This is a genomic window from Haloechinothrix aidingensis (assembly GCF_013450155.1).
GTDB lineage: Bacteria > Actinomycetota > Actinomycetes > Mycobacteriales > Pseudonocardiaceae > Haloechinothrix > Haloechinothrix aidingensis.
In genome coordinates, this window is the sequence record NZ_JACCKD010000004.1 from 204,688 (window position 1) to 217,299 (window position 12,612).

The window sequence follows — 12,612 nt, forward strand, 5'->3', positions numbered from 1 at the left end:
ACGTCAGGACCGTCCGTGCCTGCGAGTCGTCACCACCGAGCGGGTGTCCAGCGTCATGTGGTCGAGCTCGTCGACAGTGTCCTTCAGGCGTACCCGGCCGGTTTCCGCTTCCTCGACGTCCACCACCTTGGACAGCAGCTTCATCGTCTCGGCGTGCTCGGACTGCGCCGCGAGCGCGACCGCCCGGCCCAGCTTGTGCGTGGCAGTGTCCAGGTCACCGGACCGGCGGGCGTCCAGCCCGTGCTGGATGGCCGTCGCCAGCTCGACCTGCCCCGTGTAGTGGGCCACCTGCGGATCGAGGGCACCGTAGTAGGCGGGGTCATCGGTCCATGTGGCGAGGACCTTGCCGCGGCCGAGTACCTCACCTGCCGCGTCGACGACGCTGACCCGGCACGCGAGCATGGTGTCGCCGACCCCGGCCGAGGGTACGGCGATACGCACCTGGAAGGCCCTGGTCTCGAACTCCCACGCGCCTGTCGCGTAGTCGCAGGCCTGAGCCTGGGCGTTCTCCTGATGCGCGGTCAGGTCGAGCACGGCAGGGTCGACCTGCCGGACGGCGGTGACGGCCGCTTCCTTCGGGGTCCACAGACGTAGCGTGACGTCGGGGACGGACTTGCGCATCGCCCGCTCGATCATCGCGGCGAAGTCGGTGACCAGCTCGTCGGGCTCGGCCACGATGTCGACCGTGCCCAGCAACGCCTCCGATATCTGGCGAAGCTCGCTGACCAGCCAGTCCGTGCCGACACCGCGGCAGTCGCAGCGGAACGTGTCCTGCAGCTCCGTCAACGCCGCGGAGACAGCCTCGGGCTGTTCCGAGGTGTTGCGTCCGTCCGTGAGCAGGATGGCGTGCCGCAGCTCGTACCGGCTGCCGGCGAACAGCGCTCCCGCCGCGCGCAGCCACCTGCTCATCGCGGTTCCGCCGCCGGCACTGATCTCGTCCACGGCGCGCTTGGCCTCGTACCTCGTGGCCTCGCCTGCCACCGCGAGCTCCGAGGATTCCGGATAGATCATGGTCGCCTCGTGCGTTCCGGCGACGATGGCGAAGCCCGCCCCGTCACGCAGGCTGTCGATCGCGGCGTGCGCGGCGCGCTTGGCGGCGGCCAGCTTGCTCGGCCGGTACATCGAGGCAGAGCAGTCGAGCAGGATCACCACCGCGACCGACGGCCGCAGCTCCTGCGCGGGCGGGTGCGCGGTGACCGTCACGATCGCGTCGACCGTGTCCGCTCCCCGTGGCAGGTACCGGTTCTGCGCGACCTCGACATCGAAGTGTGGCTGCTCCATCACGGCCACCTTCTCCCCGCTGGGAAGGGCACGGCAATCACGGCGACGTTGTCGCGCCCGCCCTCGGACAGCGCATGCCGCACCAGACCGGACGCCGCATCTGCCGCACTGGCGTGCGTCAGGACCTCGGCCGCGAGCGTGCCCGGGTCGTCCAGGTACCCCCACAACCCGTCGGTGCACAACACGAGCACGCCGGCACGGTCCGGGCGGACCGTGCTGACCTGCGGGTCCGTACCGTCGGAGTCGGCACCGAGCCACCTGGTCAGGGTGTGCGCGGCCCGCATGCCATCGGCGAGGTAGGTGTTGCGCACCGTATGGTCGATGGTCAGGCAGGTGACCCCCTCGCCGGGAGCACCGTGCGCGCCGGGAGCATCAGCCCGCGCACCAGGGGCCACCCAGTACGCCCGGCTGTCGCCCAGCCACGCCACCGTGACCTCGGCCGCGGTCACCACGGCGGAGACGTACGTCGTCGCGGGCGTGTCCTCCTCGGCGAGCCGGGGGTCGGCGAGGGCGTTGACCGCGTCACCGGCCGCCGCCATCGCCATGGTGCTTGCCTTGCGCGCGTCCAGCCCGTCGGCCAGACAACCGAGCAGCTCGGCCGCCCCGGCATCCGCGGCGTCCTGCGCCGCCTGACCGGCTTTCGCGCCGGAACCGACCCCGTCGCAGACGACCGCGGCGACGTACTCCGGCTGCGCGACGTCTCCGGTGAAACCGAACGCCATGGCGTCGGCGTTGGACTCGCGCACCCGCCCCCTGTCGCTGACCCCGGCCACGACGCCGAGGTCATCGGCCATCCGGTCCCTGCCGGTCGGCCGGCGAAGGCCGCACCTCAGGCAGTACCCGTCCTCGTCCAGGTCACGGTACTCGCAGTGCACGCAGCCATCCCGGCCGTCCCGCACGGAACCGCCGACCGGCGTCACGGTGAAGCGGGACCGGGCGTCCGAGGACCGCACGGGCGCCTCGTCCAGTGCGGCCTCTCCGGGCCAGACCGGGTCCGCCTGCGGCGCGGGCTCGTCCACCGGCCAGGCAGGCTCGGCCGTCGCGGTGGGCGCAGCGGGCGCGACGGGCCCGCCCGGCACAGCCCTCGTGGGCGACTCGCCGACGGGCCAGACCGGGATGGCCCTCGTCGGGGGGTCCGCGATCGGCCACGCCGGATCGGCCCTCGTCGGAAGGTCGGCGACGGGCCACTGCGTCAGAGCCCTCGTCATGGGCTCCGCCGCGAAGGATTCCACCCGCGGTCCGGTACCCGGCTGCTCGCTCGGCCCGGCCGCGGTCTCCGCGGGCGCCTCGGCCGGTGCCACAGCGCCCGCGGTGGACTCGCCGATCCGGCCCCCACAGGCCTCACAGAACACGTCATCGAGCCATGCCAGCTCGCCGCAGGAAGGGCACCGTGTCGTCGTCACAGCTGAGTCCATGGACGTACCTGGTTGGCCCGATCGACAAGCGCGTAGCGTTCGGTCAGGCTACTCGCGTGCCGAGCGAGGACGCGGTAACGGTACTCGAGAGCGAACCGCAGCGGCTCCTCCGTCAGTGCGCACCCCAGCACCTCGCCCGCCTGCCCGTCGTCCCCGGAGAACGACCACTCCAGCGCGGCCTCCAGCAACTCGACCTCCAACTGCACCTGCCCGGCCTCGTCCATGTCGAGGTCCGCTATCCGCTCACCGGCACCCGACAGATCCTCGGCGGTCAGCGACTCGGGTTCGGCTCCCACCGTGCCCACCCGCACGGCCGCGACCTGGGCGGAGAGGTGGTGTGCCGACGTCGGGGGAACCGAGCCGAGCACGGCAGCCGCCTCGGCCCGTTCACCGCCGCGCAGCAACACCCGGGCCAGCCCGAAGGCCGCGCTGACGAACGACCGGTCGGTCCGCCATACGATGCGGTAGTAGTGCTCGGCGTCGACGAGATCGTCGAGGAGCTCGGCGCACACGGCCAACCCCAGCTTGGGCGCCAGCTCCCCGGGCAGCATGCCCAGCACCGAGTCGAACTCGCCGCGCGCCCGCACCGGGTCGGCGACCGCCAGCGCGGCCAGCGCGACGGCCCAGCGCGCACGCCAGGTCCCGTCCGCGTCCGCCGCGTCGGCCTCGTTGCGGACCTCCTGGCGATCGCCGAGCTCGATCAACGCACGAATCCTGCGTAGCCGCACCTCGGTCGTGACGGGCACGTCGCGCAGCGACGCAAGCAGCTCCGTCGGAGACGCCGCCGCGAGAGTGGTCAACAGGTCCGCGGCGGGGTCGGCCGTGTCCACCCGAGGCACCGGCAGCTCGTGAGCGACCTCGTCCAACCCGACCGGCCGCAGGGCCGCCTCGGCCGACCCGGCGGTGGCGAACCCGTGCAGTTCCGGCCCGAAGTGCGTGGAAGCGGCCTGCCGGGGCTGCCCGTCGGAGGCCGCCATGACCTCCCGGAGTACGCCGGTGAGCTGCTCGGCCATCTCGGGTGCCGAGCCGAACCGGCGCGCCGGGTCCGGATGGCAGGCCCGCAGCAGCGCCCGGCGGAACGACTCGTGCTCGGCCAGCAGCGGGGCCTCGGACGGGGGTGGAAGCCGCGTGGCATAGCTGCCTGTGAAGTCGAACGGGATGGTGAGCACGGCCAACGTCCGCCCCATGGCATACAGGTCCGAGGCCACCGACGGCCCCTGCTCGGTGACCTCGGGCGCCTGGTACCCGACGGTGCCGTAGACAGCGGCCGAGACGTCGTCGGCGTGCCGCACCGCCCCCAGGTCGATCAGTTTGAGCAGCTCCTGGGTCTGCACCATGTTGTCCGGTTTGACGTCGCAGTACAGCAGGCCCTCGTCGTGCAGGTAACCGATGGGGCGCAGCGCCTCGATGGTGTAGGCGAGCGCCTGCTCGATCGGCAGGCTCGCCTGCCTGTCGCCCTCCCGTCGCCGCTGTTTCACCAGGTCCTTCAGCGACTGCCCGCCCACGTACTCCATCACGATGTAGCCGGTGCTGCCACCGTCGGACTCGCTGTGCTGGACGAAATTGTGGATCTTGACGATGTTCGGGTGCTCGACCTTGGCCAGGAAGTGCCGCTCGGCGATCACTGCCGCCGTGGCGTCGGCATCGGCGCTGTCGATCAAGCCCTTGAGCACCACCCACCGATCCGACACGGCGCGGTCGCGGGCGAGATACACCCAACCCAGCCCGCCGTGGGCCAGGCAGCCCAGAACCTCGTACTGGTCGTGCACCACGTCCCCCGGCCCCATGGCCGGTGTGAACCGGTAGCGCTGGCCGCACTGCGGGCAGAAACCGTCGGAGCGTGCGGGGCGTCCCGTGCGGGAGCGACCCACCTCACTGCCGCACCGCGCGCAGAAGCGCTGGTTCTCGGGAACTCGCGGGTCGGTGATGACGACTTCCGCGGGATCCCGGTACGGCACCGGCGGCACGTCAACCAGACCGGCACCGAGCATTCCCCGGCCGGATGTGCCCGGACGCGAGGGCGCCGAGCCGGTCGTGACCGACGGACGCGACCACGTCGTCACGCTGTCCGTGCGGGTGGAGGGGCGACTTCCGTCCTCGGCCTGCAGCCCACACGACTCGCAGAAGCCGTCCTCGTCGATCACTCCCGCGCAGCCGACGCGCGGGCACCAAGTCATGCCGCTCTCCCCTCTTCGCTACATCCACATCGCGGGCACACATCGGGCGAATCTCAAGTCTAGGTGCGAAACGACTCCTTCCCCACGTACTTCGCTCGTCCGGCAACGGGGTCGACCGGGCCGGCGGGACAGGGACCATCGAGACACCGGATTCCCCTCCCTACCGGTACGTCGGTTCCGGCGGCTCGGCCGGGCCGAGGGCCGGTTCCAGCCAGGTGGCGTACAGCTGGGACCATCGCTGCTCGCGGAGCTCCTCGAGGAAGGCGTTGACGTAGCGCACCATGTCCTCGTTGCCCTTGGGTATCCCGATGCCGTACGGCTCGCTGCTGATCGGCTCCCCGACGATCTCGGTGGTCGGGTCCTGCTCGGCCATCCCGGCGAGGATCGTGTCGTCCGTGGAGATCGCCTCGACCTGACCCTGCTGCAGCAGCACCAGGCAGTCCGAGATGCTGTCCACCTCCACCAGCTCCGGCCTCGGGTCGGCGGCGTCGACGTTCACCGACGAGGTCGACCCGCGCGGGGCGCAGACCGGCTCACCCCCGAGATCGGCGAGCGAGGAGTAGTCGGAGTCCTCGCGAACCAGCACTCGCTGCCCGGCGACGTAGTACACGCTGGAGAAATCGATGTGCTCGCGCCGCTCGCAGTTCATCGTCATCATGAAGACCACGACGTCCACCGCGCCCTCGGTGAGGGCGGGGATACGGTCCGCGACGGACACGGCCGTGAACTGCACTTTGTCCGGGTCACCCAGCAACGCGTCCGCCAGCTCACGCGCGATGTCGATATCGAAACCCTCCAGCTCGCCCGTGGTGGGGTCACGGAACCCGAACAGGTGAGTATTCTGGTCGACCCCGACGATCAGCCTGTCCCGCTCGATGATCTCGTCCATCGTGGAGCCGTCCGGCACGTCGGTGCCGCCCGGCGGCAGGCTCGCCGCGGGGTCGCCGCAGTCCTGTTCCGCACCCTCCTCGGGCACATCGTCCTCATCGGGCAGCTGCTCGGTCACCCCGGCGTTGGCGGGCATGGGACGCTGCGCCGGTTCGACGGGTACCAGCGTCCGGGGTTGACCCACCGGGCCACACGCCGCCACCAGCAGCCCGAGTACGGCGATCAGGACCGTTGGACGTCTCATCGATACTCCCTGAGGCGCTGTCTGATGCCGATCACGACCCCGCCGGCTCCGACCGCGGCCAGCGCCAGCCACCCTTCGACCAGCCCGGTCAGCGCACGCTCGCCGGTAACCGTCGAGGTCACGAATTCCTCCCGCCCGGCCTGGATCGCCTCGGCCAGGCTGCTGTCGAGCCGCGCGAACGCGGTCCCGCTTCCCGTCTCGGACCCGGTGTCCACGGCCAGTTCGACCGCGTCGTTGTAGTCGCCGCCGTCGGCGAGATCACGCAGCGTCTCGTGGGTCCGCAGCCACCCGGTCGCACTGGCCACGGCGTCCTCGACCGGGCCGGAGAGCTGCGCGGATGCCGTGTCGCGCAACTCGCCCAGCCTGCCACCTGTGCCGTCCTGCCCGGCGATCTGCTCGGCCAGCTCGGCGAACCTGTCCTCGTATGCCTCACCGTCTCCGCGCGCGACCAGTGCGAGCAGCTCATCGGCCCTGGCCTGCAGAGCCGCGATCCTGGTCTGCACGAGCACGTCCACCTGACCGGAGCCGTCACGCTGCCCCGACGTGACAAGCGTGCCCTGCACCGACAGCGCGACCGCGCTCCAGATCAGACCGACGACCAGCGCCACGGTCGCCACGACGAGACCGATGTTGTAGCGGCGCTTCACCAGCCGCCTGATGTGGGCCTGCGCGCGCAGCAACCCCACCAGCGCGACGGCCAGCAGGCCGATCGCGATGAACGGCACGCTCGTCGTCGCCGACTGCGCCTGCACCAGCCGCTCGCGCTGGATCCGGTACAGCTCCTCGACAGCGGGCAGGACCCGCTCGCGCATGAGATGGGAAGCCTCCCGCAGGTAGGCCGCTCCCACCGGTAACCCCTGGCGGTTGTTCGCCCGCGCCGTCCCCACGAGCTCGGAGTAGACGGGGACCTGCCGCACGACCACCGAGACCTGGTGCGCGGCTTCCTCGCCCGTCACCGCGTCGAAACCGGCCAACGCCAGCGACGGCCCGACGACGGCGATGTCGTCCTCGTAGCGCACCCGCAGCTCTTCCGGCTCGTCGCCCGCTGCCAGGAACGCCATCGCCGCGGTCGCGTCGGCATCCGACAGCGCGCGGTACACCTCCTGCACGGTCGCGGCCATCGGCTCCTGGCGATCGACAAGGTTCGCGGTGGCCTGGGCCCGACCGCTGACCGACGCGGAAGCCCCGACGCCGGCCGCGAGGATGACCGCGACCAGCGAGACCGCGATGATCGAGAGCCTGCCCGGCGTGGTCGACCAGCTCCGCTGCCCTCCCGCGAAGGCCTGCCGCACGGCAGCGCCCGCGCGGCCGAAACGCGACCGACGACCCGCAGCGGCCGACTCGCCGGGCACGTGCTCATCGGGTTCGTGAGGCTGCGCTGTACTCACCTGCTTACCGCTTCTCCTGCTCCTGTCCAGGGCTAGGTCCACTCATCTGGTCACTCACCCGCTGCTCGCTCGCCCACGCCACGCACAGCCCCCCCCCAGCAGGCAGCCCCTCGACCGGCTCGTGAACAACCCTCCGTGCTCTCCGGCAACGTCGCGCCGTGCACCGGGCACGCCCCTCAGGACGCGCGTGCATTACGGACGGCTGTCGCGAGCCGCCCGCCGGTCACGTGGTGAACAACCCTGTAGCACCGCACCTAGCCGCGTCACACTAACAGGTGACGTCCGGATGAAGCAGGGGTAACGTACAGATTCGTCCAATCGCGAAAAGCGCCCGGTTTGACCGGGGACCTCCCCCGCTCGGGCGAGATCGCAGGTCGCGAGCGATACTCGCGATGACGCTCCGCTACACCTGCTGGGCTACAGCTGCCGGGCTACGCCTGCTGGCCCGGTAGCCTGCCCTCGGCCATGCGCCTGGCCACCTCCCGGCGCAGCCACAGCATGTAGATCCATACCCCGAGGAACACCACCCCGACCACCCCCACGGCCGGGAGCGCACCGAAGAACGCGATCAGCGCGCCCTGCAGCAGCAGGACCACCGGAACGGTTCCCCGGTGGCGCAACACGCCGCAGCTGGCCAGGAGCGCGGCGATGACCCCCATGAGACTCCAGCCTTGCCAGCTCGTGACACCCGCACCGAGGTCGGCCACGACCAGCAACGCGAGACCGAGCACGATCGCCTGCATGATCAGCGCGCCCGCCATCACCCCGCGAAACCCCTTCATCGGGTCGTTCGCGGGTGGCGGCGGGGTGCCCGCATCACCTGTCACGCCGGATCCTTACCGAACAGCGCCCTGGCCTCGCCCGCGGTGACGACCGAGCCCGTGATGAGCACACCGCCGCCCGCGAGCGGCTCCTCCGGGTCCTCGGTGTGCTCGACGAGCGCCACGGCCGACTCCACCGCCAGGTCGAGACGCGGGTGCACGTGCACACGGTCCTCACCGAAGATCGGGATCGCGATCTCGGCGAGTGCCTCGGGCTCCAGCGCGCGCGGTGACGCGTTGCGCGTCACCACCACATCCGACACCACAGGCTCGATCGCCTCGAGGATGCCGTGCGCGTCCTTGTCGTCGAGCACGCCGATCACCGCGACGAGCCTGCGAAATGCGAACTCCGTGTCCACCGTCGCGGCGAGGGCCTGCGCGCTGTGCGGGTTGTGCGCCGCGTCGAGCAACACGGTTGGCGCGCCCCGGACGGGTTCGAGGCGGCCGGGCAGCGCGAGGTCGGCGAACGCCTCCCGGACGGCCTCGACCACCAGCTGACGATCGGGTCCCGCGCCGAAGAACGCCTCAACGGTGGCGAGCGCGAGCGCGGCATTGGCGGCCTGGTGCTCGCCGTGCACCGGCAGGAAGACGTCCTCGTAGACACCGCCGAGGCCCTGCAACTTCAGCTGCTGGCCACCGACGCCTTTCTCCCGTTCCAGTACACCGAACTCGTGCCCGGCCCTCGCCACCGTGGCATCGACCTCCACCGCGCGCTCCATCAGCACGTGCAGGACCTCGGGGTCCTGCTCGGCGAGGACCGCGACGCCGTCCTTGCCGATGACGCCCGCCTTCTCCTTGGCGATCGAGGCGACATCCGAGCCGAGGTACTCGACGTGATCGCGGCTGATCGGGGTGATCGCGGCGACCTGGGCCTCCCCGACGTTCGTGGCATCCCACGTGCCGCCCATCCCGGTCTCCAGCACCGCCACCTCCACAGGGGCGTCGGCGAAGATCGAGAACGCCAGCGCGGTCAGCACCTCGAACTTGGTCATCCTCGGAGCGTCCGCGGCCCGCGCCTCGTCCACCATGGACACGAACGGGAGCAGGTCGGCGTAGGCGTCCACATAGGTCGACGCGCTGACCGGCGAGCCGTCCACGCTGATGCGCTCGGTCACCACCTGCAGGTGCGGGCTGGTGTAGCGGCCCACCCGCAGCCCCATCCTCGTCAGCAGCGCATCGACCATCCGCGCGACCGAGCCTTTGCCGTTGGTTCCGGCGATCTGGATCAGCGGGTAGGTCGCATGCGGCTCGCCCATCATGTTCAGCAGGGCCGTGATGCGTTTCAGGGTCGGCGCGATCTTGGTCTCGCCCCACCGCTGGTTCAGCTCCGCTTCCACCCGCAGCAGCTCTTGCTGCGCGCGGCGCTCCTCCTCGGGGTCCGGCTCGATCGGCTCGTCACCGGCCTCGGGGGTGTCCGGCATCGGTCCCGCCGCGAGCTGCTCCTCGGACAGCTCGTCGAGAACCTCGTCCTCGCGATCATCGTGCACGGGGTGGTACTCCCAACGCGTTCGACCCCGGAGGGTCATTCATCACTACGAGCTCGGTAGCGACGCCAGGCGCGACTCGATGCGCTCGATCTCGGTCTCCGCCGCCTGCTTGCGTGCCCGCATCTTCTCGACGACCTCGGCGGGCGCCTTCTCCACGAAGGAGGGATTGGCCAGCTTCTTCTCCGTCTGTTCCAGCTCCTTGCGCGCCGCGTCCAGATCCTTGTCGAGGCGCTTGCGCTCGGCGGCCACGTCGACGGCCTCGGACAGGTCGAGTTCCACGGACGCGTCACCGAAGCTGAGCCCCACCTCGAAGGACACGCTCGGGGAGAACGCCTCGCCTGCCCGGTTGAGCCTGGTGAGCGTGTGGATGGCCTCCTCGTGCCCGTCCAGCTCCGCGAACCCCGCACCGGACAGGCGGGCCGCGACCCGCTGCCCGGGCTTGACGCCCTGGTCCGAACGGAACCGCCGGATCTCGGTGACCAGCTTCTGCATATCGGCGATCCGGCTGGTGGCCGCCGCGTCGGCGTAGGCGGCGTAGGCGGCACGCTCTCCGGGCCAGTCCGCGATCACCAACGACTCCCCGCCGGTCAACGCGGTCCAGAGCCGCTCGGTGACGAACGGGACGAACGGGTGCAGCAACCGCAGCACCGTGTCGAAGACGTGCCCGAGAACCGCACGGGTACCCGCTGCACGTCCCCCGGTGATCTGCACCTTGGCCAGCTCCAGGTACCAGTCGCACAGCTCGTCCCACGTGAAGTGGTACAGCGCCGAGATCACCTTCGCGAACTGGAACTCCTCGAACCGCGCGTCCACCTCGCCGACGACCTCACCCAACCTGCCGAGGATCCACCGATCCGCCTCGGTCAGCTCGCCTGCCTCCGGCAGCGGCGTGTCGACGGTAGCGCCGTTCATCAGCGCGAACCTGGTCGCGTTCCAGAGCTTGGTGCAGAAGTTGCGTGCCCCTGCGGCCCATTCCTCGGCCAGCGCGATGTCACTGCCCGGGCTGGCGCCCCGTGCGAGGGTGAACCGGGTGGCGTCGGCACCGTAGTCGTTCATCCAGTCCAGCGGGTCGAGCGCGTTGCCCTTCGACTTGGACATCTTCTTGCCGCTGGCATCGCGGATGAGGCCGTGCAGGTAGACGTGCTCGAACGGCACCGCACGGCCGGGCTCACGGTCTCCCATGGCGTAGAGCCCGAACATCATCATCCGGGCGACCCAGAAGAACAGGATGTCGTATCCGGTGGACAGCACGCTCGTGGGGTAGAAGGTGGCGAGGTCCCTGGTGTCATCGGGCCACCCCAGCGTGGAGAACGGCCACAACCCCGAGGAGAACCACGTGTCCAGCACGTCCGCGTCCTGGTACCAGCCCTCTCCGGACGGCGGCTCCTCGTCGGGTCCCACGCAGACGGTCTCGCCGTTCGGGCCGTACCACACCGGGATGCGGTGGCCCCACCACAGCTGGCGCGAGATCGTCCAGTCGTGCAGGTTGTCCACCCAGTCGAAGTACCGCTTGGCCAGCTCCGGCGGGTGGATCACGGTACGACCGTCCCGCACGGCCTCGCTCGCCGCCCGCGCGAGCGGTCCGACCCGCACCCACCACTGCAGCGACAGCCGCGGCTCGACGACCGTGTCGCAGCGCGAGCAGTGGCCGACCGCGTGCTCGTACGGGCGCTTCTCGGCGACGATGCGTCCCTGCTCGCGCAACGCGGCGACCACCGCTGGGCGTGCCTCGAAGCGGTCGAGCCCCTCGAACGGTCCGGAGGCCGTGATCACGGCCGACTCGTCCATGATGGTCAGCATCGGGAGCTCGTGGCGGGTGCCGATCTCGAAGTCGTTCGGGTCGTGCGCGGGCGTGACCTTCACCGCGCCGCTGCCGAACTCCGGGTCGACATGGTGGTCGGCGACGACCGGGATGTGCCGTCCGGTCAGCGGGAGCTCGATCTCGGTACCGACCAGGTGCGCGTAGCGTTCGTCGTCGGGATGCACGGCGATCGCGGTGTCGCCGAGCATGGTCTCGGCCCGGGTGGTGGCCACCACCACGGAGTTCTCCCCGTCGCCGTAGCGGATCGAGATCAGCTCGCCCTCGTCGTCGCTGTGGTCGACCTCGATGTCCGACAGCGCCGTGCGGCAGCGCGGGCACCAGTTGATGATGCGCTCGGCCTGGTAGATGAGCCCGTCGTCGTAGAGGCGCTTGAACATCGTGTGCACCGCGCGGGACAGACCGGCATCCATCGTGAAGCGTTCCCGCGACCAGTCGATGCCATCACCGAGCCTGCGCATCTGGTCGAGGATCATCCCCCCGTAGGTTTCCTTCCACTCCCAGACACGCTCGATGAACTGTTCACGGCCCAGGTCGTGGCGGGAGACTCCCTGACCGGCGAGCTCGCGCTCGACCACGTTCTGGGTGGCGATGCCCGCATGGTCCATACCGGGAAGCCACAGCGCCTCGTAACCCTGCATCCTGCGGCGCCGGACAAGGGCGTCCATCAGGGTGTGGTTCAGTGCATGGCCCATGTGCAGGCTGCCGGTGACGTTCGGAGGCGGCAGCATGATACAGAACGGCGGCTTGCCCGAGTCGGGGTCGGCCGTGAAGTAACCCGCGTCTACCCAGCGCTGGTAGAGCGCGTCCTCTTCCTCGGCCGGGTCCCAGCTGGACGGGAGTTCGGTCACTGCCTGCGCTGCATTGTCTGTCACAGCTTGCCAGTCTACGAACCGCACGTCGCGGGGGTTGACACGGGCCACGTGGGGGCGAGCCGAAGGACTCCTCAGGTACCACATATGTACCGACGGAGTCCTTCGGCTCGCCCCCACCGGGCCTCGCGGGCGGGCCGGACGGCGAACATGAACGGGCAGGAGTAACGGAGCGGGCAATACGGTTGGATCATCATCAAATACTCGATAGTCTCCAATC

The 12,612-nt window shown here is 70.3% G+C and carries 8 protein-coding genes; all 8 read right to left on the reverse strand.

What is annotated here, in order from left to right; translation table 11 throughout:
* Nucleotides 1-3 precede the first annotated feature (3 nt).
* The 8 genes from H0B56_RS12435 to H0B56_RS12470 all read right to left on the reverse strand — a co-directional run bounded on the left by H0B56_RS12435 (nt 4) and on the right by H0B56_RS12470 (nt 12,395).
* Complete coding sequence (locus tag H0B56_RS12435; RefSeq protein ID WP_180893185.1) at nt 4-1,281, reverse strand: VWA domain-containing protein; 1,278 nt, start codon at nt 1,279-1,281, stop codon at nt 4-6.
* Nucleotides 1,281-2,684 (reverse strand): protein phosphatase 2C domain-containing protein, encoded by a 1,404-nt coding sequence (locus H0B56_RS23480; RefSeq protein WP_180893186.1) that lies wholly within the window; start codon nt 2,682-2,684, stop codon nt 1,281-1,283. Before H0B56_RS23480 ends, H0B56_RS12435 begins: the two co-directional genes overlap by 1 nt.
* Nucleotides 2,681-4,873 (reverse strand): serine/threonine-protein kinase, encoded by a 2,193-nt coding sequence (locus tag H0B56_RS12445; RefSeq protein ID WP_180893187.1) that lies wholly within the window; start codon nt 4,871-4,873, stop codon nt 2,681-2,683. The genes H0B56_RS23480 and H0B56_RS12445 overlap by 4 nt, the downstream gene beginning before the upstream one ends.
* A gap of 160 nt (nt 4,874-5,033) precedes the next feature.
* On the reverse strand, nt 5,034-6,005 hold the full coding sequence (locus H0B56_RS12450; protein WP_180893188.1) for a glutamate ABC transporter substrate-binding protein: 972 nt from the start codon (nt 6,003-6,005) through the stop codon (nt 5,034-5,036).
* The gene (locus H0B56_RS12455; protein ID WP_219632691.1) at nt 6,002-7,393 is read right to left on the reverse strand and encodes a hypothetical protein; all 1,392 of its coding nucleotides are present in this window, start codon (nt 7,391-7,393) and stop codon (nt 6,002-6,004) included. Before H0B56_RS12455 ends, H0B56_RS12450 begins: the two co-directional genes overlap by 4 nt.
* A gap of 431 nt (nt 7,394-7,824) precedes the next feature.
* Nucleotides 7,825-8,175: a DUF4233 domain-containing protein gene (locus tag H0B56_RS12460; RefSeq protein ID WP_219632737.1), complete on the reverse strand. Its 351-nt coding sequence runs from the start codon at nt 8,173-8,175 to the stop codon at nt 7,825-7,827.
* A gap of 41 nt (nt 8,176-8,216) precedes the next feature.
* Nucleotides 8,217-9,701 carry a bifunctional folylpolyglutamate synthase/dihydrofolate synthase gene (locus H0B56_RS12465; protein WP_343063870.1) on the reverse strand — a complete coding sequence of 495 codons (1,485 nt, stop codon included), beginning with the start codon at nt 9,699-9,701 and terminating at the stop codon, nt 8,217-8,219.
* A gap of 45 nt (nt 9,702-9,746) precedes the next feature.
* Nucleotides 9,747-12,395 (reverse strand): valine--tRNA ligase, encoded by a 2,649-nt coding sequence (locus tag H0B56_RS12470; RefSeq protein ID WP_343063871.1) that lies wholly within the window; start codon nt 12,393-12,395, stop codon nt 9,747-9,749.
* Nucleotides 12,396-12,612 lie beyond the last annotated feature (217 nt).